Here is a 26301-nt window from a genome sequence, read left to right as displayed (position 1 = left end):
GAAAACCATGGCTGCCCCGAAGAAGACTGCTCCAAAGAAGACAAGCTTGCGCCCACCGCCCAAGCGCCGCGCCGCCGACGTGGCCTACGACGCCATCGAGACGCTGCTGTCGACCATGCTGCTGCAGCCCGGCAGCCAGATCGTCGAAGCCGAGCTCGCCGAGCGCACGGGGCTGGGCCGCACGCCGGTGCGCGAGGCGCTGATGCGCATGGTGTCCATCGGCCTCATCGTGCAGCAGCCGCGCCGCGGGCTGCTGGTGTCGGCCATCGACCTGGCCGACCATCTCGACGTGATCCAGACCCGGCGCGTGCTCGAACTGCTGATTGCCGCCTGCTCCGCGCGGCGGGCCACTGCGCAGCAGCGCAAGGAGATCGTGCATTGCGCCGAGATGATGGTCGAGGCCGCAGGTCGCGGCGACCTGAACGACTACATGCAGGCCGACCGCGCGCTCGATCTCGTCAACCACCAGGCGAGCCACAACGATTCCGCGGTGAAGGCGGTGGTGCCACTGATCGTGCAGTGCAGGCGCTTCTGGTACGCGTACCAGCATGAAGGCGAGATCGTCGAGGGCGCGAATGCGCACCTCGAGCTGGCGCAGGGCATCGCAACGGGCGACGAGGCCGCCGCCATCGCGGGCGCCAACCGGTTGATGGACTACCTCGAAGTCTTCGCGCGCAAGATCATCGACAAGTAGCGGCTGTAGCGGCTGTAGCGGCAAGTAGGCCGAAGGGCCTCGCCCGGTACCCGGGGAATTCCGCGTGTTCCACAGCGGCTCGCAGCGCCATACTGGCCTCATGGCCGCCGCTCCCCGTGCCCAACCCGAAGACTTCTTCACCACCGACGAGTGGCAGTCGCTCACTGAGCGCTCGTCGTGGAAGGGCCTGTCGCTGGTGCTGCACTGCTGGGGCGTGATCGGCGCCGCCATGCTGGTGGGCATCGTGTGGCCGTGGACCATTCCGCTCGTGGTGCCCATCGTCGGCGCGCGGCAGCTGGGGCTCTTCATCCTCATGCACGACGCGGCGCATGCGGGGCTGCACCGCAACCGCAAGATCAACGACTGGGTGGGCTACTGGCTGTGTTCGTCGACGCTGCGCGACTACCGGCCGTACCACCTGCAGCACCACCGCTTCGTGCAGCAGACCGAAGACCCCGACCTCGTGCTGTCGGCGCCCTTTCCGATCACGCGGGCCTCTATGTGGCGCAAGGTCGTGCGCGACCTGAGCGGGCAGACTTTCTACAAGCAGCGCTTCGGGCATGTCGCAGAAGGCATCCGCAAGCGTGAGCCGGGTGAGTCGGCGCTGAAGGTTTTCGGCCGGGAGCTTGCGAAAGACCGTCGCTTCTTCGTCGCCAACGGCCTCGGCTTCCTTGCCTTCGCGCTCGCCGGCTACTGGTGGGCATGGCTGCTGATGTGGCTGCTGCCGATGGCGACGTGGCTGCCGCTCGTGAGCCGCGTGCGCAACATCGCCGAACACGCGCTCGTCGCGCAGAACGAGGCCGATCCGCTGCGGCAGGCCCGCACCACGCACGCCGGCTGGCTCGAGCGCATCCTGGTGGCGCCCTACTGGGTCAACTACCACTGCGAGCACCACATGTTCACCAGCCTACCCTGCTGGGCCTTGCCAAAGGCGCACCGCCTGCTGCAACGGCAGGGCGCGATCGTGCGCATGGAAGTGCAGCCCGGCTATCTGAGCCTGCTGAAGCGCGCCACGGCGCTTGCTGCCTAGCGGATCGCCGGCGCAGGCCGCACCAGCGGCTGTGCGCCGCGTTGCGCATGCTGGCTGAGCCAGATGCTCGCGATCACGATGCCGATGCCCGCCACCTGCCACACCGACAGCGCCTGCCCCAGCAGCGCCCAGCCGAGGATCACGGCCGTCACCGGGCTCAGGAAGGCCAGCGGCGCGATCGCCGAGGGCTCCAGCCGCGCCACACCGCGAAACCACACGATGTAGGTCAGCGCGGCGCCCACGAGGCCGAGCCAGCCGAAGCCGATCCAGTTCTGCACCCTGAGCGCAGGCAGCGGCGGCTCCAGCAGCAGCGCCACCGGCAACAGCAGCAGGCCGCCCGCGGTGAGCTGCCACGCGGTGAAGGTCAGCGCCGAGACCGGCGGTTGCCAGCGGCGGCTCAGCACCGTGCCGAAGGCCATCGACACTGCCGCGGCGATGGCTGCGGCAATGCCGATGGCGTCGAGCGCCGCATTCGGCGTGAGCACCAGCAGCGCGACCCCGCCGATGCCGACCACTGCCGCCGCCACCGACAGCGCGCGCACCGGCGAGCCCAGGAAGACGCTCGCGAGAAACACCACGAGCAGCGGCTGCACCGAAGTGATCGTCGCTGCCACGCCGCCCGGCAGCCGATACGCCGCGAGAAACAGCATGGCCCAGAGGATCGAGAAGTTCAGCGCCCCGAGCACGAAGATGCGCCCCCACCACGCGCGTTCAGGCAGTTGCCGCACGATCGCAAGCAGCAGCAGGCCGGCGGGCAACGCGCGCAGCAGAGCGACCGTCAGCGGGTAGTTCGCCGGCAGCAGCTCGGTGGTAACGATGTAGGTGCTGCCCCAGATGGCGGGCGCGGCTGCGGTGAGGAGGATGTCGGTGGTGCGGCTGGTCATGGGTCGAATCTAGTGAGTTGACCCTTGGTTGTGAATGCTCGAATAATGAATTGATTCTTTACTGTCGGTCGTCAATTCAGCATGGACCATCTCACGGCTCTCAAGGTCTTCCGCACCACCGCCGCCACGGGCAGCTTTGCCGGCGCCGCGCGGCAGATGGGGCTCTCGGCGGCGGCCATCAGCAAGAACATCGCGGAGCTGGAAGCGCATCTGAAAGTGCGGCTCATCAACCGCACCACGCGGCAGATGAGCCTGACCGAAGCGGGCGCAGCGTACTTCGAGCGCCTGTCGCGCATCCTCGACGAACTCGGCGAGGCCGACGCCGCGCTCGCGCCCATGGGCAGCAGCCCCGGTGGTGTGCTGCGCGTGAGTGCGCCGCTGACTTTTGCGCTCACGTCGCTGTCGCCGGCCATTCCCGAATTCATGAAGCGCTATCCGAACCTGCGGCTCGAACTGAACCTGCAGGACAGCCGCTCGGACATCATCGGCGAGGGCTACGACCTCGCCATCCGCGGCAGCGACCGGTTGGAAGATTCGAGCCTCGTCGCGCGCAAGCTGATGACCATGACTCACGTGCTGTGCGGCGCGCCCGGCTACTTCGCCACCGCCGGCCGGCCCGCGCAGCCCGAGGACCTGAAGGCCCACGAGTGCGTGCAGTTCACGCTCTCGGGCCATGCGAACAAGTGGACCTTCAGCCGTGCCGGCCGCAGCGTGGCGGTGCCCATTGACGGGCGCTACAAGGTCAGCTCCAGCATCGCCGTGCGCGATGCGCTGCTTGCGGGCTTCGGCCTGAGCCTGATTCCGCGCATCTACGTCGAGAACGAGCTGGCTTCAGGTCGGCTGCAGGCGGTGCTCGAAGACTGGGAGGCGGACCGGACGCCGATCTACGCCGTCTACCCCTCGCGTCACTTGGCGGCCAAGACCCGCGCTTTCGTCGACTTCCTGGTCGAACGTTTTTCCGCGCGCTGACCATTCAGCAGCGTGCCGAGGCGGGTGTGGCGCACCAGCAGCTGGTAGCTGGCGAGCGCCACCAGCGACGTGGCCGCGATGTTCAGGCCCATCTTCGGGACCGCACCGAAGGGCGCGTTGAACAGCAGGATGCCGAAGCCGATGGTGCCGAGCATGTGCACCAGGTACACCCAGTACGAGCTTTGCGACAGGTAGGTCAGCACGGCGTTCTGGCGCGGCAGGTAGCGCACGAAGCCGCCGATCAGGGCCAGGCTCCAGAGCCATGCGGTTGCGTTGTAGGCAAAGGCGATCCAGAACTCGGGGTGCGGCAGCGACTGGAGACGGTTGCCGCGCAATGCACCCAGCAACACCACCGTCGCCACAAGGAATGCGAGGCCAGCCACCGCATGGCCCTTGCAGCGCGACGCAAACAGCGGCAGCAGCCGCTCCTGCTGGCCGTGCACGTACCAGCCGACCACGAAGAAGAGCCCGCTTTGCACCCATTCGGTCAGCGGCGGCAGGAACGAGCCGCTCTCCGTGACCATGCCGGACGGATAGAAGGAGCCGACGAGCGCCAGTGGCAGCGCCAGCACCGCGAAGCCCCAGCGCCGTTCGGCCAGCGTCACGAAGCTTCGGGCCAGTGTCTCGCGCAGTCGCATCGGCACGAAGCGCTGCAGCCGCACGCCGGCCCAGGTCGCTACGCTGAACCAGAACAGCTGGTACAGGAACCACAGGTGCATGGTGTTGAAGGGCGAACCGCCAGGCTGCCGCGCGGGCGTCAGCGTGCGGTCGATGCCAGGCACGCCGCGCGCCGTCAGGTGGATGTAGACCATCGCCAGCACGGTGGTTGCCACGAACAGCAGCGGCCAGAAAATCGCGAAGGGCAGCGCCAGCCGCAGCGCGCGGTTCTTCAGCATGCCGTTCGCGCCGCGCCGCTCGACCAGCAGCGCCACGAAGAAGCCGGCCAGCACGAAGAACACCGGCATGCGGAAGCTGTGGATGAAGAGCAGCAGCAAGTCGGCGACCGGCGATGTCCTCGGGTCGCGCCATGGCAGCGGCGAATTGATCGTGAGGTGGTTGATCGCCACGTGCAGCACGATGCCGAGCCACATCATCAGGGCGCGGAGGTTGTCGAGCGCGTGGAGCCGTTGGGGCGTGGTTGGGTTGTTCATGCGGCCACTGTCGGGCCTCACGCAACGTCAGGGTCAAGCGCTGCTGGCGGGCGGTGGCGGATTTTTCTGCTGCAGCACGGCCATGGCCCGCATCAGGTACTCGCGCACTTCGGGCGTGGTCACGGCGGCGGCCTGCAGCACCGGCTCTGCGTTCATCGCCCGCATCAGGCGGGCTGCCAGGCCGGGGTCGTGGTTGGTGAAGGCAGCGAACAGGCGCGCCCATTCGCGCGCGATGGCCTGCACCGATTCGTCGCCGGGAGGGACGCCGCGCGCCTGCAGCGCGGCGAGTTCGCCCGCCAGGCGCCGCCATTCGTCCTCGGGCGGGTGGCTCAGGTGCGCGAGATCGTCGGTGCTCAGGTGGCGCAGCAGCGCGGCCATGCGCATGCCGATGGCTTCGCCGATGTACTCCACCAGTTCGGCCGGCGGTCCGTCGTCGCTGCGCGCCACGGGCTCGCGCCGGTACATCTCGCCCCAGCGCGTGATGAGGTCGAAGCTGCCGTCCATCCACTGGCCCATCAGCGTCATCCAGCGGGCGGCCAGCGGCTGCACCTCGGGGGCGCTGGCCGGCACGCCGCGCGACATCAGCGCGGCCACCTCGGCCACCAGCGGCGGCCACCGGTCGGCCACGGCCTTCCAGTTGGCCATGAACGACCTGATTTCGGCGGGGCTGAAGTAGCGCCCGTAGGTGGTCATCTTCTCGAGCGTGTCCAGCCAGTCCTTCATGTCGGGCTGGGCGCCTTCGTCAAGGCGCTGCTGCAGCAGGCCGAGCCGTTCGCGCAAGGCCGTCGCCTGCGCGATCTGCTGGTCGAGCGATTCGATCTGTCGCGCGATGATGGTGGGCAGCGAGCTGCTCTCCGCGCCCAGCAAGGCGCCGATTTCCGCCAGCGGCAGGCCCAGCAGCCGCAGTGCCTGGATGGCGTGCAGGCGGGCGATGTCGGCCGCGTTGTAGAGCCGGTAGCCGGCCTCGGAGCGTGCCGAGGGCGCGAGCAGGCCGATGGCGTCGTAGTGGTGCAGCGTGCGCACCGTGAGGCCGGTGTGCCGGGCGAGTTCTCCGACTTTCAGCAGCATGGGGCGCTCCGGCAGGGGCTCAGTCGGCTTCGGGCGCCGGCGCGAGGCCTTCCCAGCCGAGCAGCTCGGCCAGCCGCTGCACGATCCACGTGGCCTCGGCCGCCGACACACCGGATTCAGGCGTCATCAGCCCGGCGTGGATGCGCCGCAGGATCTCGCTTTCGACCGGCACTTCGGTGTGGTGCTGGATCTGCGCGTGGCCCACGAGGTGGCTGGCGAGGTCTTCGCAGATCTCGTAGCGCTCGCGCACCACGCCGATCGGCTCGCTCAGGCGCTGGCGCGCATCGGTGTACACCGCGAAGAACGAGGGCGGGATGAGGATCTGGTTGTCGTCGGACATTGCGATTTATAGCTGCCTCAATGACAAAACGCGCCCTGGGGCGCGTCTGTCGTGGCTCAGGCGAGAGCCAGGCGGGGGCTGATGGATCAGCCGCCCTTCTTGGCGCGCTTGCCAGGGTTCTTCTTGCTGCGCGTTGCGGTGCCGCGTTCCAGGCTGACCTTCTGGCCGCCACCGGAGCGAGGCGCCGTGTAGCCGGGCAGGGGCGTCGGCTTCGGGGTGGCAACGCGGTCGGCTTCGGTACGAATTTTCTTGGGCATGAAAAGCTCGGGTAAAAGTAATGTTCGAGCCGCAATTAGGCCACATCGAGAATTTCACATGCCAATAGCCGAAACAACCGGCGGTGTCGAGCGCGCGCGCTTCGTTTCGGGGTCGCTGCTGCGGCATGTCTGCGTGATGGCGGGCACGGGCGCCATCGGGCTGATCGCGGTGTTTGCGGTCGACCTGATCAACCTGTTCTACATCTCGCTGCTCGGGGAGAAAGCGACGGCCGCGGCGGTCGGTTTCGCGGGCGTGGTGGGCTTCTTCCATGCGTCGCTGTGCATAGGGCTGACCATCGGCATCGCGGCGGTGGTGTCGCGCACGGTGGGCGCGGGGCGCATCGAGGACGCGCGTCGCATCAGCACATCGAGCCTCGTGCTGATGACGGCGGTGTCGGTGGTGGTGGGCACGGGCACGGCCTTCTTCCTACACCCCGCGCTGCAGGCGCTCGGCGCCGAGGGCGAGACGGCGCGGCTCGCGCAGCGATACCTCTCGGTGACGGTGCACACGCTTCCGCTGCTGGGCATCGGCATGGCAACTTCGGCACTGCTGCGTTCGATCGGCGACGCACGCCGCGCGATGACGGTAACGCTCGCGGCCGCCTTTGTGACGGCGGTGCTCGACCCGATATTGATCTTCGGCTTCGGGCTGGGGCTCGACGGCGCGGCCATCAGCGCGGTGGTCTCGCGCATGGTGCTGGCGGCCATCGGGCTGCATGGCGTGATGGTGAAGCACCGCATGCTCGGGCGCTTCGATGCACAGCAGTTGGCCGGCGATGCGCGCGCGCTCGGCACGGTGGCCGGGCCGGCTGTGCTGACCAACCTCGCGACGCCCGTGGGCGCGGCCTTCGTCACGCATGCGGTCGCGCAGTTCGGGCCGTCGGCGGTGGCGGGCGCGGCCACCATCGACCGGCTGACGCCGGTGGCCTTCGGGCTGGTCTATGCGCTCAGCGGCGCGGTCGGGCCGATCCTGGCGCAGAACCTGGGCGCGGGGCAGTACCGGCGCGTGCAGGAGGGGTTGCGTGACAGCCTGCTGTTCATGGTGGCGTCGGTGGCCGTGGCGTGGCTGGTGCTGGCGCTGGGCCAGGGCGTGCTGATTCGCGCGTTCTCGGCCGACGGGCTGGCGGCGGAGCTGATCTCGCTGTTCTGCAGCTGGCTGGCCGCGAGCTTCTTCTTTGCGGGCGGGCTGTTCGTGGCGAATGCGTCGTTCAACAACCTCGGGCATCCGCTGCTGTCGACGACGTTCAACTGGGGGCGCGCCACGCTGGGCACGATTCCGTTCGCCTGGTGGGGCTCGCACTACGGCGCGGCCGGCGTGCTGATCGGGCAGGCCGTGGGCTCGTCGATCTTCGGCTTGCTGGCGGTGGTGGTGGCATTCCGGCTGGCCGCGAAGCTGGCACGGCAGGAGGCGCCCGATGCGGCGCCGGCTCCGGTGCTCGATGCACCGGTGGCGCCGACTTCGGCGCTCGCCACGCCGCAGCCTGCAGTGGCTGCTACAGGTCCTGCAGCGTCAGCAGCCGCACCTTGACCGACTTGCCCTTCACGCGGCCGCTGGACAGCTTGCGCGCCGCCTCTTCGGCGATGGCGCGGTCGACCGCCACATAGGTCGAGAACTCGTTGACGTTGATCTTGCCGACCTGGTCTTTCGCGTAGCCGCAATCGCCCGTGAGCGCGCCCAGCACGTCGCCGGCGCGGATCTTTTCCTTGCGCCCGCCCACGATCTGCAGCGTGGCCATCGGCGGCTGCAGCGGTGCGCCCTTGCCCGGCGTGAGCTCGGCCAGTTCGTGCCATTCGGACTCGCGGCCCTGCAGCTGCTCGATCTTTCCGACGCTGCCCATCTCGTTCATGCTGGCGAGGTTCAGCGCCAAGCCTTCGGCGTCGCCCGACTGGCCCACGCGGCCGGTGCGGCCGATGCGGTGGATGTGAATTTCCGAATCAGGCGTCACGTCGACGTTGATCACCGCTTCGAGCTGCGCAATGTCGAGCCCGCGCGCCGCCACGTCGGTTGCCACCAGCACCGAGCAGCTGCGGTTGGAAAACTGCACCAGCACCTGGTCGCGCTCGCGCTGCTCCAGCTCGCCGAACAGCGCCAGCGCGCTGAAGCCCTGGGCCTGCAGCACTTCGACGAGGTCGCGGCACTGCTGCTTGGTGTTGCAGAAGGCCAGCGTGCTGACGGGGCGGAAATGGTCGAGCAGCAGGCTCACGGTGTGCAGCCGCTCGCTGTCTTTCACCTGGTACCAGCGCTGGCGGATCTTGCTGCCTTCATGCTGCGCCTGCACTGTGATCTGCTCGGGGTTCTTCATGAACTGCTGCGCGAGCTTGGCGATGCCTTCGGGATATGTGGCCGAGAACAGCAGCGTCTGGCGTTCCTTGGGGCACTGGCGCGCCACCTTCACGATGTCGTCGAAGAAGCCCATGTCCAGCATGCGGTCGGCTTCGTCGAGCACCAGCGTGTTGAGCGCCGAGAGGTCGAGGTTGCCGCGCTCCAGGTGGTCCATCAGGCGGCCGGGCGTGCCGACCACGATGTGCGCGCCGTGCTCCAGGCTGGCGATCTGCCCGCGCAGTGCAACGCCGCCGCAGAGCGTGACGACCTTGATGTTTTCTTCCGCGCGCGCAAGGCGGCGGATTTCGGTCGTGACCTGGTCGGCCAGTTCGCGCGTCGGGCACAGCACCATCGACTGCACCGCGAAGCGGCGAGGGTTCAGGTTGGAAAGCAGCGCCAGGGCAAAGGCGGCGGTCTTGCCGCTGCCGGTCTTGGCCTGGGCGATCAGGTCCTTGCCGAGCAGCGCCGGCGGCAGGCTGGCCGCCTGGATCGGCGTCATCTGCGTGTAGCCGAGCTGCGTGAGGTTGGCCAGCATCTGGGGCGAGAGCGCCAGCGCGGCGAAGCCGTTTTCGGCAGGGGCCTGGGCTTGCGGGCCGCCGGCTGTGGGATTGGGTGTGGTCATCGTTCAGCAGCCGGACAGACGCACGAATAACAAAGGCCTTGCGGCGCCCGTCGCGGGGCGCCGCAAGGCCTTTCGTCAGTCGCGGATCAGCGGCGGGGTGCGTTGTTGTTGCCGGAGTTGGTCGGCGGCGGGCCGCGACGTTCCAGGTGACGGAAGGTGATACGGCCCTTGGTCAGGTCGTAGGGCGAGAGTTCGAGCGACACCTTGTCACCCGCCAGGATGCGGATGTGGTGCTTGCGCATCTTGCCGCCGCTGTAGGCGATCAGCTGATGGCCGTTGTCCAGCGTGACGCGGTAGCGCGAGTCGGGCAGGACTTCGGTCACTGCGCCGTTCATTTCGATCAGTTCTTCCTTGGGCATGTGTGGTTACCTCTGAATCGTTCGATGTGTGTTGGAGATGGAATTTGGCGTAATTGTTTCAGCCCGCGCACGGAAGCGCGAGAGGGGGATTGCGGGGAGCGCGTTCGCGCACCCAGCCGAGGCCCTGGTCGATGGCGTAGCCGACGGCGGCTGCGTGGCTGGCAAAGCGCGGCGTGAAGCGCATCACGCGGTCGTGCATGCCGCTGCCGTGGCCGGAGCGGATCGAGACGGAAGCGGCGTAGTTGCCGTCGTCCTGATGTCGAATGAGCGGGGAAACAAGGTACTTGCCCACCGCGATACTGTGTTGAATGATGTCCATGAAGCCTTGGCACGCCGCGCGGATACAGAGCGCGAAGTGCCTGAAAAATAATTGAAAACGGGCGTGGGCCGGCCGGAATGGCGCGGCGGACGCGCTATTCGCTTCAACAGGAACGAAGGCAGTGGTGGCAATCATGGGCGCCCGGTCTGGCGCTCCAACACACTGTGAAAGCCGGCTTGGGAGTGAGAGGCCTGAATAATCCAAGGACAGTGCAGGTCAGCCGGCGGTATTGACGAAATTCTTCGTCGTGGTATCGAAACGAACCCGACATTATAGCTTGCAGGGCATGACAATTGCCGGTCTTAAAAACAACGATCCCATGAAAAAGGCCCCGAAGGGCCGTGACTGGAGAGTTGTTTGCTATCAAAAGAATAGTGATTCGACGGGCGCTCAGGCCGCGGCAGGCACTGCCAGCGCCGAACCGGCCGCCCGCGCCTTGCGCGCCGCGCGCAACAACAGCATCAATCCCGCGAACTGGAAGGCCGCGCCCACCCAGCCCACCGCGCTGACGCCGACCAGGTCGATCGCCGCGCCGCCGAACACCGAGCCCGCCGCAATGCCGAGGTAGATTGCCGAGGCGTTGAGCGACAGCGTCATCGGCGCGCGCTCAGGTGCCAGCCGGATCAGCCGCACCGCCTGCGCCGGCCCGAAGCCCCAGCCAGCGAAGGCCCACAGCGCCGACAGCCCCACGATCAGCGGCAGCGCCAGGCCGCGCGGCAGCATCTGCGCCGAGAAAGACAGCCCGCCAAGGATCACCACCAGCATCAGCGCGAAGCCCTGCGCCGTGCGGTCGGCGCCGAGGCGGTCGGTGGCCCAGCCACCGGCGGCGGTGCCGATGGCCGCCGCCACGCCGATGGCGAAGAACATCGCGCCCACGCCCTCGGTGCCGAAGCCCACTGTGCCCGAGAGGAACAGCGCGATGTAGGTATAGAAGCTGAAGCCGCCCGTGGTCCACAGCATGGTGGTCAGCAGCGCCGGCAGAACGCCCGGCTCGCGGGCCACGGCGAACGCCGGCGTGCGCTTCGTTGCGACGACTGGCGCTTGCGTCAACTGCCGCGGCAGTCCGAGCGCGAGGCCCCAGGTGGCGAGTGCCGCCACCGCCGCGATCAGCAGATAGGCCGTGCGCCAGCCGCCCCAGCCCGCAATCCACGCGCCCAGCGGGACGCCGAGCGCGACCGCTACCGTGCCGCCGCCGGTCACGATGGCCAGCGCCCGGCCGCGCAGCGCGGGTGACACCATCGCGGCCGCCACGGCGCTCGCGGTCGGCAGGAACACGCCGGCCACCAGCCCCAGCGCGACCCGCGCCAGCGCCAGCTGCGCAAAGCCGTGCGCCATCGACGCCGCCAGCGTCAGCGCCGAGAAGGCCGCGAGGCTGGCGATCAGCAGCGGCCGGCGCCCAAAGCGTGCCAGCAGCGCGGCCAACACCGGCGAGCCGATGGCGTAGCTCAGCGCGAACAGCAGCACAAGCTGCCCGGCCCGCGCGGCGCTGATCTGCAGGTCGGCCGCCAGCACCGGCAGCAGCCCCACGACCATGAAGCTTTCGGTGCCGAGGGCGAAGGCGCCCAGCGCAAGCCAGCCCAGGCTCAGCGGCAGGCGTTCGGTTGCCGGTTGCGGCTGCGATGTCGAGAGATCCGTGTTCATGAGGGACTCCGTGGCAAGTGTGTTCAAGGCCTCCAGAATAGGTTTGCAATTGGCTCTTCAAAAGAACCACAATCGGCGAAGTTCATGGAGCCACTTTTCGAACTCGCCATCAGCCTGCCGGGCGCCGGCTCGCGCGACCTGCTGCGCGAGGTGCACCGCCAGCTGCGCAGCGCCATCCTCGACGGCCGGCTGCAGCCCGGCGCACGCCTGCCCGCCACGCGCGCGCTGGCGCTGCGGCTGGGCGTGTCGCGCAACACCATGCTCGCGGCTTACGACCTGCTGCTGAGCGAGGGCTACCTGCTGGCGCGCCCCGGCGCCGGCACCTACGTGGCCGACACGCTGCCGGCGTCCCGGCGCGGCCGCGCCACCAAAGCTTCGACAGCTCGGCGCGACCCCCGGCTGGCGCCGCTGAACGTCCCGGGCGCCGATCTTGCCCCCACCCCGCAGCCGCAGTCCGCGCGCGACGACTTCCGCGTCGGCCTGCCCGACGTGAGCGCTTTTCCCTTCGACATCTGGCGCCGCCTGAGCGACCGCGCGCTGCGCCGCGTCGCGCGGCAGACGGCCGACTACGCCGACCCGCAAGGCCAGGGCGCGCTGCGCGAGGCCATCGCGAAGCACGTGTCCTTCACCCGCGCGGTCGGTTGCACCGCCGACGACATCGTCGTCACGGCCGGCGCGCAGCAGGCCTTCGGGCTGCTCGCGCGCATCCTCGTCGTGCCGGGGCGCACGGTGGTTGCGGTCGAGCAGCTGTTCTATCCCTCGCTGCGCGAGGCCATGCTGGCCGCGGGCGCGAGAGTGATGACGGTGCCGACCGATGGCGAGGGCCTGTGCGTGGACCGCATCCCGCCCGAGGCGCGCGTGGTCTGCGTGACGCCCTCGCACCAGTTCCCCACCGGCGTCGCGATGTCGCCGCGGCGGCGCGCCGCCCTGCTGGCCTTCGCGCGGGCGCGCAACGCCGTCGTCGTCGAGGACGACTACGACAGCGAATTCCGCTTCGCCGGCCGCCCGCTCGATGCACTGCAGACGCTGGACCGCGCCGAGTCGGTCTTCTACATCGGCACCTTTTCCAAGAGCCTGTTCCCCGCCTTGCGCCTGGGCTTCGTGGTGGCGCCGCCGTGGGCCCGCGCGGCGCTGGTGCGGGCGCGCGAGCTGGCCGACTGGCACGGCCCGGTGCTCGGCCAAGAGGCGCTCGCCGCCTTCATCGCCGAAGGGCACCTGGCGCGCCACATCCGCAAGATGCGCAAGATCTACGGGGCGCGGCGCACCGCGTTGCTCGAAGCACTGGCGCGCCACTGCGCAGGCAGACTCGAAGCGATTCCGTCCGACGCGGGCCTGCACCTGTCGGCCTGGCTGCACGGCGACACGCGCGCAGACACGGTGGTCGAGCGCGCCGCGGCGGCCGGCATCACGCTGCCGCCGCTGTCGCGCTTCGCGCTCGACCCGAACGCGCTTGGCACGCCCAACGGCCTCGCCTTCGGCTACGGCCTCATCGCCGAGCCGCAGATCGACGGCGCCATCCAGCGGCTGGCGCGCCTCTTGTAGCGCGGGCCTACGCCCTGTCCAGCGGCAGCTGCGTCGTGAACTTGGTGGTCGACAGCACGATGTCGCTCGAATAGTTCTCCAGGGCCAGCGCGTCGCCCAGCTGCTCCTGCGCGAAGGCCTGGTAGTCGGGCAGCGAGCGCGCGCAGATCACGAGCACGAAGTCGGTCTCGCCGGCGACGCAGTGGCATTGCAGCACCTGCGGCAGCGCATGTACCTTGCGCTCGAAGGCCCGGAACGCCTCGCGCGTGGTGCTGCGCAGCGAGACGCGCGAGATCACCAGCACCGGGAAGCCGACGCGCGCGGCATCGAGGATCGCGACCTCCTCGCGGATCACGCCCGCGCGCCGCAGCCGCTGCACCCGCTTGAGACAGGCCGAGGGCGAGAGATTCACGCGCTCGGCCAGCGTCTGGTTCTGCAGGCCCGCGTCGGCCTGCAGTTCGGCCAGGATGCATTGGTCGATGCGGTCGAGGGTGCCGGTTTTCATGGTGCCGCCAGTGTGGCGCAACAAGGATGCAATCGGCTTCGTTTCAGGGCCCCTACAACGACAGCCGATTTCCCGCTCGATGGCTACGCTGGCCGCATCCCCCACGACAAGGAGCATTCCATGGGCCAGGACACAGGCTACGACCCCACGGTCGCCCGGCATCTCGTTCGCTACGGCATGGGCCTGAGCCCGCACGTCATCGTCAAGGCGCGAGGCGCCACACTGTGGGACCAGCACGGCCGAGAGATCCTCGACTTCACCTCGGGCCAGATGTGCGCCACCATCGGCCACAACCACCCGCGCATCGTCGCCGCCATGCACAAGGCCTGCGAGGGCGCGCTGCATCTGTACAGCGGCTTCGTCGGACCGGCTGTGCTCGCTCTGGCCGAACGGCTGGCTTCGATGCTGCCGCCGCAGCTGTCGAAATCGATCTTCCTCTCGACCGGCGGCGAGGCCAACGAGGCGGCGGCGCGCATGGCGCGCGTGGCCACCGGGCGCTACGAGATCGTGGGCCTGAACGGCGGCTGGCACGGCGTCACCGGCGGCATGGCCGGGCTCACCTTCGCGGGCAGGCAGCACGTCGACTACGGGCCGCGCAAGCCCGGCACGATGTCGATTCCGCCGCCCAACTGCTTCCGCTGCCCGATCAGGCATTGCCGCGATGCCTGCGACAGCACTTGCCTGGACGTCGGCTTCGACATGGTCGACGCGCAATCCAGCGGCTCGCTGGCCGCCTTCATCGCCGAGCCGGTGCAAAGCTCGGGCGGCGTGATCGTGCCACCCGAGGGCTACCTGCCCAGGCTCAAGGCCAAGTGCCAGGAACGCGGCATGCTGCTGATCCTGGACGAGGCCCAGACCGCCTTCGGCCGCATGGGCAGCAACTTCGCCTTCGAGCAGTTCGGCGTGGTGCCCGACATCCTCACGGTGTCGAAGACGCTGGGCGGCGGCGTGGCCATTGGTGCGGCGATCACCAGCGAGGCGATCGAGCAGGAGTGCCACGACAAGGGCTTCGTGCACGTCACCTCGCATGTGTCCGACCCGTTGCCGGCCGAGGTCGCGCTGGCCGTGCTCGACGTGCTGGAAGAAGAAAAGCTCAACGCCCGTGCCAACGAAATGGGCCTGCGGCTGCGCCATGGGCTGGAGACGCTGCAGGCGCGCCACGAGCTGATCGGCGACGTGCGCGGCCACGGGCTGCTGCAGGGCGTGGAGCTGGTGAAAGACCGCGAGACCCGCGAGCCCGATGCCGAGCGCGGCCGGGCCATCACCGATGCATGCATGGCGCGCGGCCTCAGCATGAACATCGTGTCGGTCGGTGGCATGGCCGCGGTGTGGCGCATCGCGCCGCCGCTGACCGTGACGGCGGTGGAGATCGACCGCGGCCTGGAGATCCTCGACGACGCGATCCGGTCGGTGAGCTAGCCGACTCAGCCGACTCCAAGCATCCGCTTGTTGGCCGCCACGTCGACCCCGCCCGCCGCGAAGTCGTCGAAGGCCCGGTCCGCCACGCGGATGATGTGGTCGGCGATGAACTTCGCGCCTTCGCGCGCGCCGTCTTCGGGGTGCTTGATGCAGCACTCCCACTCCAGCACCGCCCAGCCCGGGAAGTCGTACTGCGCCATCTTCGAGAAGATGGCCTTGAAGTTCACCTGCCCGTCGCCCAGCGAACGGAAGCGCCCTGCCCGGTTGATCCAGCTCTGGAAGCCGCCGTACACGCCCTGCTTGCCGGTCGGGTTGAACTCGGCGTCCTTCACGTGGAAGATCTTGATGCGCTCGTGGTAGTGGTCGATGTAGGCCAGGTAGTCGAGCTGCTGCAGCATGAAGTGGCTCGGGTCGTACAGCAGGCAGGCGCGCGGGTGGTTGTTCACGCGCTCCAAAAACATCTCGTAGCTCACGCCGTCGTGCAGGTCTTCGCCGGGGTGAATCTCGTAGCCCACGTCCACGCCCACGGCGTCGAAGGCGTCGAGGATCGGCCGCCAGCGGCGCGCGAGTTCGTCGAAGGCTTCCTCGACGAGGCCCGGCGGGCGCGGCGGCCACGAATAGAGGTACGGCCAGGCCAGCGCGCCCGAGAAGGTCGCGTGCGCCGTGAGCCCGAGGTTGGCCGAGGCCTTTGCCGCAAAGTGCAGTTGCTCGACGGCCCACTGCTGGCGCCGCACCGGGTCGCCGCGCACCTCGGGCGCCGCGAAGCCGTCGAAGCCCGCGTCGTAGGCCGGGTGCACCGCCACCAGTTGGCCTTGCAAGTGCGTCGAGAGCTCGGTGATCTCCAGGCCGTGCTTTGCCAGCGTGCCCTTCACCTCGTCGCAGTAGGTCTTGCTTTCGGCGGCGCGCTGAAGGTCGAACAGGCGGGCATCCCAGCTCGGGATCTGCACGCCCTTGTAGCCCAGCTCGGCAGCCCAGCCGGCGATGCCGTCGAGCGTGTTGAACGGCGCGGTGTCTCCCGCGAACTGGGCCAGAAAGATGGCGGGGCCCTTGATCGTTTTCATCGGCTTGTCTTCCTTATTCGTTGGGGCAGCGTTGAAAGCATACTTGGCGTGTCGTCCGACCCCGTGCGAGAGGCCAACGAGCCAAAATGGACTTTCCTTTTCGCATCAATCGCCCGGTTCCCACCGACGACAGTCCCGCGATGACACAACCTGTTTCCGCTCGGCTCAAGATCGGCCTGTCCGCCTGCTTCTCGCACGCCGACCCGGCCCGGTCGCTCTTCACCAACAAGACGCTGCAGTACGTTGAGCAATCGATCGCGCACTGGCTCATGTCCGCCGGCGCCATGGTCGTGATGGTGCCCTGCCCCACCGGCGAAACCGCGCGTGGCGACACCAAGCTGTCGCACTACGCCGAATGGCTCGACGGCGTGGTCATGCACGGCGGCGCCGACGTCTGGCCCGGCAGCTACGGCGAGGTGCCGCTGAAGGACGCGTGGATCGGCGACCAGATCCGGGACCTCTACGACCTCGCGCTGGTCGAAGCCTTCGAGCAGGCCGGCAAGCCCATCTTCGGCGTGTGCCGGGGGCTGCAGCTCATCAACGTGGCCTTTGGCGGCACGCTCTACCAGGACATCGAGGCCCAGCACGAGGGCGGCCTGCGCCACCGCGACCCGGTGACCTATGACCAGAACTTCCACGAGATCGAGCTGGTGCAGGGCACGCGGCTGTCGAAGCTCTACCCGCAGGTGGAGAAGGCGCGCGTCAACAGCATCCACCACCAGGGCATCAAGGGCCTTGCGCCCGGTTTCGAGGTCGAGGCCTGGAGCCTGCCCGACCGCGTGCCCGAGGCCATTCGCCGCCGCTCCGACAAGGGCCGCAGCTACATCGCCGCGACCCAGTGGCACCCCGAGTTCCACAAGTACGGCAGCACCGAGACGGTCGACGACACGCCCATCCTGCATGACTTCCTGTGGGCCTGCGCTACCGCGAAGGTCGCGCCCAAGACGCCGCCGCGTTCCAGCTCCGGCAAGATTCGCGACCGCGCCGCGCGCGTGTTGCGGCAGGCGCTGCTGAGACGCTAGCGCCAGGCGCTGTCACGGCAGCTGCGCGGGGCGCTCAGCGCGACGACTTGTTCGTCGTGCTGCTGACGCCGGCGTCGATCGTGCCGAACACCGTGACGCCGCTGCCGCCGGTCGCGCCCGATGTGTTGGCGCCGCTGCTGACCGGGGCCGGACCGGTGCCTGAGCAGCCTGACACCAGCGCGCCCATTGCGATCACGAACACGGCTGCAATGAATGGCTTCACTGGAAACTCCAAAGGTGGTTGACGGTTGTTGCCGGCCCACTATAGGCGGCGGGCCCGCTCGCCCTGTAACAACACACCCGGTGCCGACAAGGTTGTTTCGCGCAGCCAGTCGATCAGCGCGCGCAGCTTGGGCGGCACGCGCCTGCGGTCGGGGTAGTACAGCGTCAGGTCGGGCAGCGGCGTGGTCCAGTCGGCCAGCAGCTGCACCAGCCGGCCGTCGGCGACGTGGCGCTCGGTGTAGCTGCTGATCAGGTTGGCGATGCCGATGCCCTCCACCGCCGCGTCGAGCATCACGGCCACGTCGTTCATCACGAGGCGGCCGCTCACCGCGAGCGTCATGGACTCGCCGTCTTTCTCGAACTCCCATCGCTCCAGCAGACCCGAGCTCTCGAAGCGAAAGCCGATGCAGTCGTGCGCCAGCAGCTCGCGCGGGTGCACCGGCGTGCCGCGCGCGGCCAGGTAGCGCGGCGCGGCGACGACGCTGTTGGCCAGCGGGCCGCCGACCTTCACCGCCACCATGTCGCGTTCGACCATGCCGCCGAAGCGGATGCCGGCGTCGAAGCCCCGGCTCACGATGTCGACCAGCGCGCTGTCGATCGACACCTCCACGTCGATCTGCGGATAGGCGCGCAGGAAGCCAGCCAGCGCCGGCTGCAGCACGAACAGATAGGCCGCACGCGGCAGCGTGAGCCGCAGCAGGCCCGCGGGCCGCTCGGCGCTGTCGCTCAGTTCGTCGGAGGCCGAAGCCAGCTCCTGCACTGCCGGGCGGATGCGTTCCAGAAAGCGGGCGCCGGCCTCGGTGAGATTCACGCTGCGCGTGGTGCGGTTGAACAGCGGCACGCCCACGCGCTTTTCGAGCAGCCGCACCGCCTGGCTCACGGCCGAGGGCGACACGCCCAGCCGCACCGCCGCCGCCGAAAAGCCGCGTGTCTCGGCCACGGCCACGAAGGTGACGAGTCCGTCGAGCTGGTCCTGGCGCATGGATAGGTTCCGGTTGATCTTGAAGAAAAGCTTCAAGGTGCTTCGTCGATTGGGCGGATTATCAAAGCGATGCGGCGCGCGCACAGTCAGGCCATCGGTTCTTCCATCCACCCTTCAAGGACATCGCCATGACGGTTTCTTCTTTCCCCAGGACCTGGTTCATCACCGGCGTCAGCAGCGGCTTCGGCCGCGCGCTGGCGCAGGAGGCGCTGGCCGCCGGCCACCGCGTGGTGGGCACGCTGCGCAACGAGGCCGCGCGCGCCGAGTTCGATGCGCTGCAACCCGGCCGCTCCTTCGGCCGCCTGCTCGACGTGACGCAGGGCGCCGAGGTCGCTCGCGTGGTGGCCGAGGTCGAAGCCTCGGTCGGCCCGATCGACGTGCTGGTCAACAACGCCGGCTACGGCCACGAGGGCACGGTCGAGGAATCGTCGCTCGACGAGCTGCGCCAGCAGTTCGAGGTGAATGTGTTCGGCGCCGTGGCCGTCGCCAAGGCGGTGCTGCCCTTCATGCGCGCGCGCCGGCGTGGCCACATCCTCAACATCACGTCGATGGGCGGCATCGTGACCTTCCCGGGGCTGGGCTACTACCACGGCAGCAAATTCGCGCTCGAGGGCATCTCGGAGACGCTGGGCAAAGAGGTGGCGAGCTTCGGCATCCACGTGACTGCCGTGGAGCCCGGCGGCTTTCGCACCGACTGGGCGGGCCGCTCGATGGTGCGCGCGCCGCAGACCATCGCCGACTACGAGCCGGTGATGGGCCCGGTGCGCGCACGGCGGCTGGCGCGAAGCGGCAAGCAGGACGGCGATCCGGTGAAGGCGGCGCGCGCCATGATCCGCATCACCGAGACGGCCAACCCGCCCGCGCACCTGCTGCTCGGGCCGGACGCGGTGAAGGTGGTGCGCGAGAAGCTCGGCGCGCTGCAGGAGGAGATCAAGGCGTGGGAGGCGCTGTCGGTGTCGACCGACTTCACACCTGCCACGGCCTGATCGGCGCGAAGGATCAGCGCGGGTCCGTGGCCAGCAGCATTTCGACCATCGAGCGCAGATGCGCCTGCAGCCGCGCCGCGCTGGCTTCGTCGAGCGCCAGCGTGCCTTCGTCCATGTACAGCTTGCGGTTGATCTCGACCTGGATGCTGTGCCGGTGCTCGGCGGGCTTGCCGTGCCGGCGCACCAGCTCCACGCCCTTGTAGGGGTGGTTGTAGTCCACGCTGTAGCCGAAGGCGCGCAGGTGCTCGCAGAGCTTCTGCGACAGCGCCGGGTCGGCCGTGCTGCCGTCGCGGTCGCCGATCACGAAGTCGGCATGCGCCAGGCCCGGGAAGTCCGTCGCGTGGCTGGCCGCGATGGCCGGCATCGAGTGGCAGTTGATGTGGATGCTGTAGCCATGGCGCGCATGCGCCTCGTCGACGGCCTGCGCCACCGCCGCGTGGTACGGCCGCCAGCAGGTGTCGATGCGCTGGCGTACTTCGTCCACCGGAAGCTGGCGGTCGTAGATCGGCAGGCCTTCGTCGGTGAGCTTCCAGATCAGGCCCTTGCCCAGGCGCACCTTCGACAGCACGCGCGGGTCGGTCGAGACAGGGTCGGTCCAGGCGCCGTCGAGCATCGTGGTGTCGATCTCGGTCGTGTCGCGATTGGCATCGAGATAGCTGCGCGGAAAGTGCGCCTCGATCCAGGCCGCGCCCATGGCGGGCGCAAAGGCGTAGAGCTTCTCGACGTGCGTGTCCTCGGCCCGGCGCAGCGTGGCCAGGTCGCGCACCGTGCGGAAGTCCTCGGGGTAGACGGTGCCGCTGTGCGGGGAGTCGAGCACCAGCGGGGTATGCCCGGCGACGCTCGTCACCTGGGCGCGGGTTTGAATCAGTTTCAGAACAGGATGCATAGGCAGGTGTCGGTCAGTCCAATCGGATGCGGGCGAATTCGGCCACCTTCTTCATCTTCTCGATCTCGCCCGCGATCTGCTTCGCGAACTCGGCCGGCGTAGTGCCCGAGGCATACAACCCCTGCAGCGCCAGGCGCTCGCGCACCGCGTGATCCTTCAGCGCGGTGGCCACGGCCTGCTGCATGCGCAGCGCGATCTCGGCCGGCGTGCCGGCGGGCGCGACCATGCCGAACCACGAAGGGTCGTTGTTGACCGGATAACCCAGCTCGCCATACGTCGGCACCTCGGGCAGCACGTCGAGCCGGCCGCTCCAGGACACGGCCAGCGCCTTCAGCTTGCCCGACTTCACGTGCGGCAGCGACGAAGCCACCTGGTCGAAGTACACCGGCACCTGGCCGGCGAGCACGTCGTTGATGGCCGGGCCCGCACCGCGGTAGGGGATGTGCACCATCGAGGTTCCGGTGCTGCTCTTGAACAGCTCGCCCCACATGTGGCCGATGGTGCCGTTGCCCGGCGTGGCGTACGACACCTTGCCGGGGTTGGCCTTCAGGTACTTCACCAGCTCCGCGAAGCTGCCGACCGGCAGCACTGAGGGGTTGATGACGATCACGCCCGGCGCCTTCACCAGCTCGGTCACGGCGACGAAACCCTTGATCGGGTCGTAGGGCAGCTTCTGGTACACGGCCGGGTTCACGCCATGCGTGGACAGCGTGGCCACGCCGAAGGTCAGGCCATCGGGCGTGGCGCGTGCCAGCTCGGCCATGCCGATGGAGCCGCCCGCGCCGGCGCGGTTGTCGATCACCACGGGCTGCTGGAGGATCTTGCCGAGGGGCTCGCCGAGCACGCGCGCCGTGATGTCGGTGGCGCCGCCGGGCGGGAATGGCACGACCAGGCGGATCGGCTTGCCTTGGGCAAAGGATATTCCTGGCACGACGGAAGCAGCAGCCAGGGTGGAAATGAAGTGACGACGTAGCATGGGATTCTTCCAATGAAACAGGGAGTGATGGAGCAGTTCGCTGCATCACCTGAAGCAAAGGATAGACCAGCTAACATTCCGATCTGGAATGTTTTAATGGGCATCCTGCCATGTCACTGCGCCGTCTCAACCCGCCCCTGAATCTGCTGCGCGCCTTCTCGACCGTGGTGCGCTTCGGCGGCGTCTCGCGCGCGGCCGAGGCGCTGCACCTCACGCAGGGCGCGGTCAGCAAGCAGGTGCAGGAGCTCGAACGCTGGATCGGCGCGCCGCTGTTCGAGCGCAGTCGCAAGCGCCTGGCGCTCACGCCGGCCGGCGAGCGCTACGAGAAGGCGGTGCGCGCCACCCTCGCGCAACTCGAGGCGGCCACGCTGGAGCTCATCACCAGCGGCGACGGCGGCGGTGCACTGCACCTGTCCGCCCTGCCCACCTTCGGCGCCAAGTGGCTGATTCCGCGGCTGCCCGACTTTCAGCGCGCGCATCCGCAGATCACGCTGCATTTCGTGCCCTTCGTGCATGGCTACGACTTCGAGCGGCCCGAGCTCGACTGCGCCATTCTTTTCGGCGACGGCCACTGGCCCGGCGCCCGCTCGCATTACCTCGCCGGGCAGGACGTGGCGCTGATCGCTCCGCGCGCCGCGCAGGCCGAGGTGGCCATCCGCACGCCGCAGGACGTGGCGCGCTGCACGCTGCTGCGCCACGTGAGCGTGCCGCAGTCGTGGCTGCAGTGGAGCGAAGCGCATGGCGTGCGCGGGCTCGACCCGCTGGCGGGCCCGCAGTTCGACCAGTTCCAGACCATGATCCGCGCGGTGATGGTGGGCATGGGCGTGGCGCTGGTGCCGCGCTGCCTGGTGCAGGACGAGATTGCCTCGGGGCTGGTGGACGAGCCGCTGCCCGGCGGCGGCTACCGCGGCAACGAGGGCTACTGGTTCTGCTATCCCGAAGGGCGCGGCCAGCTGGCCACGCTCGATCACTTCCGCAGCTGGCTGCTTGCGGAGGTGGATCGCGGTAAAGAGGCGCAGGCGCCTGCCTGATGCCTGCTTATTGCCTGCTTATTCGGGCTTCGCGCCCGAGGCCTTCACCGCCGCGCCCCACACCCCGATCTCGCTCGCCACGAAGCGGTCGAACTCGGCCGGTGTCGTGGGCGCGGGCTCGGCGCCGCGCTCGCGGATGAAGCGCGCCATCTGCTCGCTCTTCAGGATGTCCGTCATTTCGCGGTTGAGCCGCTCGACGACCTCGGCCGGCGTGCCGCGCGGCGCCATCAGGCCGAGCCAGCCCACGGCCTCGAAGTTCTTCGTGCCGGCCACGCCGCTTTCGCGCACGGTGGGCACATCGGGCAGTTGCGACGAGCGCGTGGCCGAGGTGACGGCCAGCGCCACCGCCCTGCCCGACTTGATGTGCGGCAGCGCAGCCGTCACCGAATCGACCATCAGCGGCACCTGGTTGCCCAGGAAGTCCGACTGCGCCGGCCCGCTGCCCCGGTACGGAATGTGCGTGATGAACACATGCGCCGCCGACTTGTACATCTCGCCCGACAGATGCTGCGTGCCGCCGATGCCGGCGCTTGCGTAGCTCAGCCGGCCGGGTTCGGCCTTGGCGCGCGCCGTGAGTTCGGCCAGCGTGCGGATGCCGCTCTCGGGCGTTGCAAGAAACACCAGCGGCACCTTCGCGATCAGCGAGATGCCCGTCAGGTCCTTGCGCGGATCGAAGCCCGGCTTGGCATAGAGCGTCTGGTTCACCGCCATCGCGCTGCCGGCCACCACCAGCGTGTAGCCGTCGGGCTGCGAGCGCACCACGAACTCGGTGCCGATGTTGCTGCCGGCGCCGGCCTTGTTGTCGATGATCACCGGCTGGCCCAGCCGCTTGCCGAGCTGCTCGGCAAGCGCGCGGGCGAAGATGTCGGTGGCCTGCCCCGGCGGGAAGGGCACGACCAGCTTGACCGGCCTGTCGGGCCACGCGGCGGCGTGGGCCAGGCCCGCGCCGCCCAGCAGCGCGACGGCCATCGCAGCAACGCTAGCGCCGAAGTGTCTGCGCCGCATGACTCAGGGCGCCGAGAGGTGCTTGCCCACGATGCCCGCGAGTTCGAACATCGTCACCTGGTCCTTGCCGAACACCGGCTTGAGCTTGGCGTCGGCGTTGATCGCGCGCTTGTTCTGCGCGTCCTGCAGGCCGTTGGCCTTGATGTAGTCCCACAGCTTCTTGATGACCTCGGTGCGCGCCACGGGTTCGGCGCCGATCACCGCGGCCAGCGAGTCGCTGGGCTTCAGGCCCGCGCCCGGCTTGCGCGGCGCCGCGGCCTTCTTCGCTGCCGGTGCCTTCTTGGCGGCGGGCGTCTTCTTCGCGGCCACCTTCTTGGCTGCAGCCGTCTTGCCCGCGGGCGCGGCCTTGCCGAAGGTCTTGCGCGGCGGGAACTTGCTGCCGCCTTCGCGCGGCGCGAACTCGAAGGTCACCTTGCCCTCTTCGGCGTTCCACGTCAGGAAGGCCTTGAAGGCGCGGCGCGTACGCATGCTCACGAACTTGTCGAGCAGGTCGGTCTTGCCGGTGGCGAGCAGCTTTTCCATCTGCGCGCGCTCCACCGGCTGCTGCAGGATGATCTTGCCGGTCTTGAAGGTGCAGCTCGGCGTGGGCTGCGCATTGGTCGGCACAGACTTCTCGCAGACGTAGTTGCTGCCGTGCTCGAACACCGGCGCGCCGCAGACCGGGCATGGGCCCACGGTGTCCTGCTCGCTGAAGTCGATGATCTCGCCGCTGTCTTCGTTCTTGTCGTCGCCGAAGTCGAACTCCAGCTTCCAGTTCTTCGCTTCCTCGTCGTACTTGATGACGATCTCGGAGGTGAAGGGCCAGCCGGCCTTGGAGCGGAAGCCTTCCAGCGGGCCGATGTGCTTGTCGTGCAGCAGCGCCTCGGCCTCGGCCACCTCGAAGGTGCGCCCGGCCGGCGATTTGCCGAACGAGAAGCCGCAGGCGTCCTCGCCGGTGCCGCTCTTACCGGTGCAGGCGTAGCGGCGGTAGTTTTCGCGCACGATGCCGCTGCAGTTGGGGCACGGCGTCTGCAGGGTCGCGTAGTCGCCCGGCACGGTGTCGCGGTCGTATTCCTTGGCCTTCTTGACGATGTGCTCCGTCATCGCCGCAATCTCGCGCATGAAGGCGTCGCGGCTGAGCGCGCCCTTTTCCATCTGCGCGAGCTTGTATTCCCACTCGCCGGTCAGCTCGGCCTTGGAGAGTTCTTCCACGCCCAGGCCGCGCAGCAGCGTCATGAGCTGGAAGGCCTTGGCCGTGGGGATCAGCTCGCGGCCTTCGCGCAGCATGTACTTCTCGGAGATCAGGCCTTCGATGGTGGCCGCGCGCGTGGCTGGCGTGCCCAGGCCCTTCTCCTGCATGGCCTCGCGCAGCTCGTCGTCGTCGATGGTCTTGCCCGCGCCTTCCATGGCGCCGAGCAGCGTCGCTTCGGAGTAGCGAGCGGGCGGGCGCGTCTTCAGGCCCTTGGTGTCGACCGACTCGGCCTTCACGATCTCGCCCGGCTTCACCGGCACGAGGCGCTTGCCGTCCTTGTCGTCTTCCTTCTCGTCGTCCTGGGCTTCCTTGCCGTAGATGGCGAGCCAGCCTGGTTTGACCAGCACCTTGCCGTCGGTGCGGAAGGGATACTTCTTGCCGCCCTGCTCCACCGTGCTGATGCGCGTGGTCACCTGGTGTTCTGCGCTCGGGAAGAACACCGACATGAAGCGCCGCACCACGAAGTCATAGAGCTTCTGCTCGGCATCGCTCAGGCCGCTGGGGGCTTGTAGCGTCGGGATGATGGCGAAGTGATCCGACACCTTGGCGTTGTCGAAGATGCGCTTGTTGGGCTTGACGTAGTTGCCGTCTACCGCCTGCTGCGCGAACGGCGCCAGGTGCTTCATGCCGCTCGTGGCGAGCATGCCCATGGTCTGCTTGACCACCGGCAGATAGTCTTCCGGCAGCGCGCGCGAATCGGTACGCGGGTAGGTCAGCGCCTTGTGGCGTTCGTACAGGCTCTGGGCCAGCGCGAGCGTGGTCTTGGCACTGAAGCCGAAACGGCCGTTGGCCTCGCGCTGCAGCGAGGTCAGGTCGAACAGCGCTGGCGAGGCCTGCGTGGTGGGCTTGCTCTCTTCCGTCACCGTGGCGGGCTTGCCGCGCGAGGCGTCGGCGATGGCGCGGGCTTCCTGCTCGTTCCATACGCGGTCGGCGCGCTGCTCGGAGTCGGGCTCGCCGTTGGCCAGCAGCGGCGCGTTGGCCTTCTTCCAGTCGGGGTTGAACCACTTGCCCGGGTACTCGCCGGCCTCGGCCGCGAAGCTGCCGTGAATTTCCCAGTAGTCGCGCGAAACGAACTTGCGGATCTGCTCCTCGCGCTCCACCACCACCGACAGCGTTGGCGTCTGCACGCGGCCCACGGTCGTGAGGAAGAAGCCGCCGTCGCGCGAATTGAACGCGGTCATGGCGCGCGTGCCGTTGATGCCCACCAGCCAGTCGGCCTCGGAGCGCGAGCGCGCGGCGTCGGCCAGGCCCTGCATCTGCTTCTCGGTGCGCAACGCGTCGAAGCCATCGCGAATGGCCTGCGGCGTCATCGATTGCAGCCACAGTCGCTTGACCGGCTTGTGAAGGCCCGCCTTGCCGCCGGCGTATTGCTCGATGAGGCGGAAGATCAGTTCGCCCTCGCGCCCCGCGTCACAGGCGTTGATGAGCTGCGTCACGTCCTTGCGCTTGGCCTGCTTGACCACGGCGTTCAGGCGCGTCTTCGTCTTGTCGACCGGCTTGAGGTCGAAATGAGGCGGGATCACCGGCAGGTTGGCAAAGCTCCATTTGCCTCGCTTGACGTCGAACTCCTCGGGCGCCTGGATTTCGACCAGGTGACCGACAGCGCTGGTCACGACATAGGTGTCGTTCTCGAAATGCTCGTCATGTTTGTCGAATTTCCCTGCAACCGGCGTGAGGGCGCGGACGATGTCCTGTGCCACCGACGGCTTTTCTGCGATTACCAAAGTCTTTGTCATCTAAGGGCTCTCTATACTCTGCGGCTTCCCGCGTGCGCACGCGCACACGCGCATGTGTGCA

26 protein-coding genes are annotated in these 26301 nt (G+C 68.5%); 9 read left to right on the top strand and 17 right to left on the bottom strand.

Annotated elements, in window-relative coordinates:
• Positions 1–7 precede the first annotated feature (7 nt).
• Together ACSFBF_RS18600 and ACSFBF_RS18595 are read left to right on the top strand one after the other, a co-directional pair.
• Complete coding sequence (locus ACSFBF_RS18600) at positions 8–694, top strand: GntR family transcriptional regulator (RefSeq protein ID WP_435469461.1); 687 nt, start codon at positions 8–10, stop codon at positions 692–694.
• 100 nt (positions 695–794) lie between these two features.
• Positions 795–1724, top strand: a complete 930-nt coding sequence (locus ACSFBF_RS18595; RefSeq protein WP_435469459.1) for a fatty acid desaturase family protein — start codon at positions 795–797, stop codon at positions 1722–1724.
• Here the strand turns inward: ACSFBF_RS18595 and ACSFBF_RS18590 are convergent.
• Positions 1721–2608 carry an EamA family transporter gene (locus tag ACSFBF_RS18590; protein ID WP_435469457.1) on the bottom strand — a complete coding sequence of 296 codons (888 nt, stop codon included), beginning with the start codon at positions 2606–2608 and terminating at the stop codon, positions 1721–1723. The genes ACSFBF_RS18595 and ACSFBF_RS18590 overlap by 4 nt on opposite strands.
• A gap of 81 nt (positions 2609–2689) precedes the next feature.
• On the opposite strand from ACSFBF_RS18590, the gene ACSFBF_RS18585 reads away from it, so the two are divergent.
• Positions 2690–3577, top strand: a complete 888-nt coding sequence (locus ACSFBF_RS18585) for a LysR family transcriptional regulator (protein WP_435469455.1) — start codon at positions 2690–2692, stop codon at positions 3575–3577.
• Here the strand turns inward: ACSFBF_RS18585 and ACSFBF_RS18580 are convergent.
• From ACSFBF_RS18580 to ACSFBF_RS18565, 4 genes are all read right to left on the bottom strand, one after another.
• Positions 3514–4728: an acyltransferase family protein gene (locus tag ACSFBF_RS18580; protein WP_435469453.1), complete on the bottom strand. Its 1215-nt coding sequence runs from the start codon at positions 4726–4728 to the stop codon at positions 3514–3516. The genes ACSFBF_RS18585 and ACSFBF_RS18580 overlap by 64 nt on opposite strands.
• Positions 4729–4761: 33 nt before the next feature.
• On the bottom strand, positions 4762–5796 hold the full coding sequence (locus tag ACSFBF_RS18575) for a MerR family transcriptional regulator (RefSeq protein WP_435469451.1): 1035 nt from the start codon (positions 5794–5796) through the stop codon (positions 4762–4764).
• Positions 5797–5815: 19 nt separating this feature from the next.
• Positions 5816–6136 (bottom strand): hypothetical protein, encoded by a 321-nt coding sequence (locus ACSFBF_RS18570; RefSeq protein WP_435469449.1) that lies wholly within the window; start codon positions 6134–6136, stop codon positions 5816–5818.
• An 86-nt stretch (positions 6137–6222) separates the two neighbouring features.
• Positions 6223–6393: a hypothetical protein gene (locus ACSFBF_RS18565; RefSeq protein ID WP_176928792.1), complete on the bottom strand. Its 171-nt coding sequence runs from the start codon at positions 6391–6393 to the stop codon at positions 6223–6225.
• A gap of 58 nt (positions 6394–6451) precedes the next feature.
• On the opposite strand from ACSFBF_RS18565, the gene ACSFBF_RS18560 reads away from it, so the two are divergent.
• Positions 6452–7921: an MATE family efflux transporter gene (locus ACSFBF_RS18560; protein ID WP_435469447.1), complete on the top strand. Its 1470-nt coding sequence runs from the start codon at positions 6452–6454 to the stop codon at positions 7919–7921.
• On the opposite strand, the gene dbpA is transcribed toward ACSFBF_RS18560, so the two are convergent.
• The 4 genes from dbpA to ACSFBF_RS18540 form a co-directional block, all read right to left on the bottom strand.
• Entirely contained in the window at positions 7887–9338 is a 1452-nt protein-coding gene (gene dbpA / locus ACSFBF_RS18555; protein WP_435469445.1) for an ATP-dependent RNA helicase DbpA, read from the bottom strand. The genes ACSFBF_RS18560 and dbpA overlap by 35 nt on opposite strands.
• A gap of 86 nt (positions 9339–9424) precedes the next feature.
• Entirely contained in the window at positions 9425–9697 is a 273-nt protein-coding gene (gene infA / locus ACSFBF_RS18550; protein WP_015867950.1) for a translation initiation factor IF-1, read from the bottom strand.
• 58 nt (positions 9698–9755) lie between these two features.
• Positions 9756–10016, bottom strand: coding sequence for a hypothetical protein (locus ACSFBF_RS18545; RefSeq protein ID WP_435470055.1), 261 nt, complete (start codon positions 10014–10016; stop codon positions 9756–9758).
• Between the two features lie 390 nt (positions 10017–10406).
• Entirely contained in the window at positions 10407–11657 is a 1251-nt protein-coding gene (locus ACSFBF_RS18540; RefSeq protein ID WP_435469442.1) for an MFS transporter, read from the bottom strand.
• 84 nt (positions 11658–11741) lie between these two features.
• On the opposite strand from ACSFBF_RS18540, the gene pdxR reads away from it, so the two are divergent.
• Entirely contained in the window at positions 11742–13199 is a 1458-nt protein-coding gene (gene pdxR / locus ACSFBF_RS18535) for a MocR-like pyridoxine biosynthesis transcription factor PdxR (protein ID WP_435469440.1), read from the top strand.
• Between the two features lie 7 nt (positions 13200–13206).
• On the opposite strand, the gene ACSFBF_RS18530 is transcribed toward pdxR, so the two are convergent.
• On the bottom strand, positions 13207–13683 hold the full coding sequence (locus tag ACSFBF_RS18530) for an Lrp/AsnC family transcriptional regulator (RefSeq protein WP_093055172.1): 477 nt from the start codon (positions 13681–13683) through the stop codon (positions 13207–13209).
• A gap of 120 nt (positions 13684–13803) precedes the next feature.
• Between ACSFBF_RS18530 and ACSFBF_RS18525 the strand changes: the two genes are divergently transcribed.
• Positions 13804–15102, top strand: coding sequence for an aspartate aminotransferase family protein (locus tag ACSFBF_RS18525; protein ID WP_435469438.1), 1299 nt, complete (start codon positions 13804–13806; stop codon positions 15100–15102).
• A gap of 5 nt (positions 15103–15107) precedes the next feature.
• Here ACSFBF_RS18525 and ACSFBF_RS18520 read toward each other — a convergent pair whose 3' ends face one another.
• The gene (locus ACSFBF_RS18520) at positions 15108–16163 is read right to left on the bottom strand and encodes a sugar phosphate isomerase/epimerase family protein (protein ID WP_435469436.1); all 1056 of its coding nucleotides are present in this window, start codon (positions 16161–16163) and stop codon (positions 15108–15110) included.
• Positions 16164–16303: 140 nt separating this feature from the next.
• Here ACSFBF_RS18520 and ACSFBF_RS18515 point away from each other — a divergent pair, with 140 nt between their 5' ends.
• Positions 16304–17185, top strand: a complete 882-nt coding sequence (locus tag ACSFBF_RS18515) for a gamma-glutamyl-gamma-aminobutyrate hydrolase family protein (protein ID WP_435469434.1) — start codon at positions 16304–16306, stop codon at positions 17183–17185.
• 34 nt (positions 17186–17219) lie between these two features.
• Here the strand turns inward: ACSFBF_RS18515 and ACSFBF_RS18510 are convergent, their stop codons facing one another.
• Together ACSFBF_RS18510 and ACSFBF_RS18505 are read right to left on the bottom strand one after the other, a co-directional pair.
• Entirely contained in the window at positions 17220–17408 is a 189-nt protein-coding gene (locus ACSFBF_RS18510; protein ID WP_435469432.1) for a hypothetical protein, read from the bottom strand.
• 39 nt (positions 17409–17447) lie between these two features.
• On the bottom strand, positions 17448–18389 hold the full coding sequence (locus ACSFBF_RS18505; protein WP_435469430.1) for a LysR family transcriptional regulator: 942 nt from the start codon (positions 18387–18389) through the stop codon (positions 17448–17450).
• Between the two features lie 128 nt (positions 18390–18517).
• Between ACSFBF_RS18505 and ACSFBF_RS18500 the strand changes: the two genes are divergently transcribed.
• Positions 18518–19375: an oxidoreductase gene (locus ACSFBF_RS18500; protein ID WP_435469428.1), complete on the top strand. Its 858-nt coding sequence runs from the start codon at positions 18518–18520 to the stop codon at positions 19373–19375.
• A 13-nt stretch (positions 19376–19388) separates the two neighbouring features.
• Here the strand turns inward: ACSFBF_RS18500 and ACSFBF_RS18495 are convergent, their stop codons facing one another.
• Both ACSFBF_RS18495 and ACSFBF_RS18490 read right to left on the bottom strand, forming a co-directional pair.
• Complete coding sequence (locus ACSFBF_RS18495) at positions 19389–20261, bottom strand: N-formylglutamate amidohydrolase (RefSeq protein ID WP_435469426.1); 873 nt, start codon at positions 20259–20261, stop codon at positions 19389–19391.
• 13 nt (positions 20262–20274) lie between these two features.
• Positions 20275–21237 carry a tripartite tricarboxylate transporter substrate binding protein BugE gene (locus ACSFBF_RS18490; RefSeq protein WP_435469424.1) on the bottom strand — a complete coding sequence of 321 codons (963 nt, stop codon included), beginning with the start codon at positions 21235–21237 and terminating at the stop codon, positions 20275–20277.
• A 110-nt stretch (positions 21238–21347) separates the two neighbouring features.
• Here ACSFBF_RS18490 and ACSFBF_RS18485 point away from each other — a divergent pair, with 110 nt between their 5' ends.
• Positions 21348–22268, top strand: a complete 921-nt coding sequence (locus tag ACSFBF_RS18485; RefSeq protein ID WP_093055186.1) for a LysR substrate-binding domain-containing protein — start codon at positions 21348–21350, stop codon at positions 22266–22268.
• 18 nt (positions 22269–22286) lie between these two features.
• On the opposite strand, the gene ACSFBF_RS18480 is transcribed toward ACSFBF_RS18485, so the two are convergent.
• A complete protein-coding gene (locus ACSFBF_RS18480) occupies positions 22287–23273 on the bottom strand; it encodes a tripartite tricarboxylate transporter substrate binding protein (RefSeq protein ID WP_435469422.1) in 987 nt (328 codons plus the stop codon).
• 3 nt (positions 23274–23276) lie between these two features.
• A complete protein-coding gene (locus ACSFBF_RS18475; protein ID WP_435469420.1) occupies positions 23277–26240 on the bottom strand; it encodes a DNA topoisomerase III in 2964 nt (987 codons plus the stop codon).
• Between the last annotated feature and the right edge of the window lie 61 nt (positions 26241–26301).

Origin of the sequence: Variovorax nivicola, from assembly GCF_051216475.1 — a bacterium.
GTDB lineage: Bacteria > Pseudomonadota > Gammaproteobacteria > Burkholderiales > Burkholderiaceae_C > Variovorax.
The sequence above is the reverse complement of the archived record's forward strand: the minus strand, read 5'-3'. Positions and strand labels throughout refer to the sequence as shown.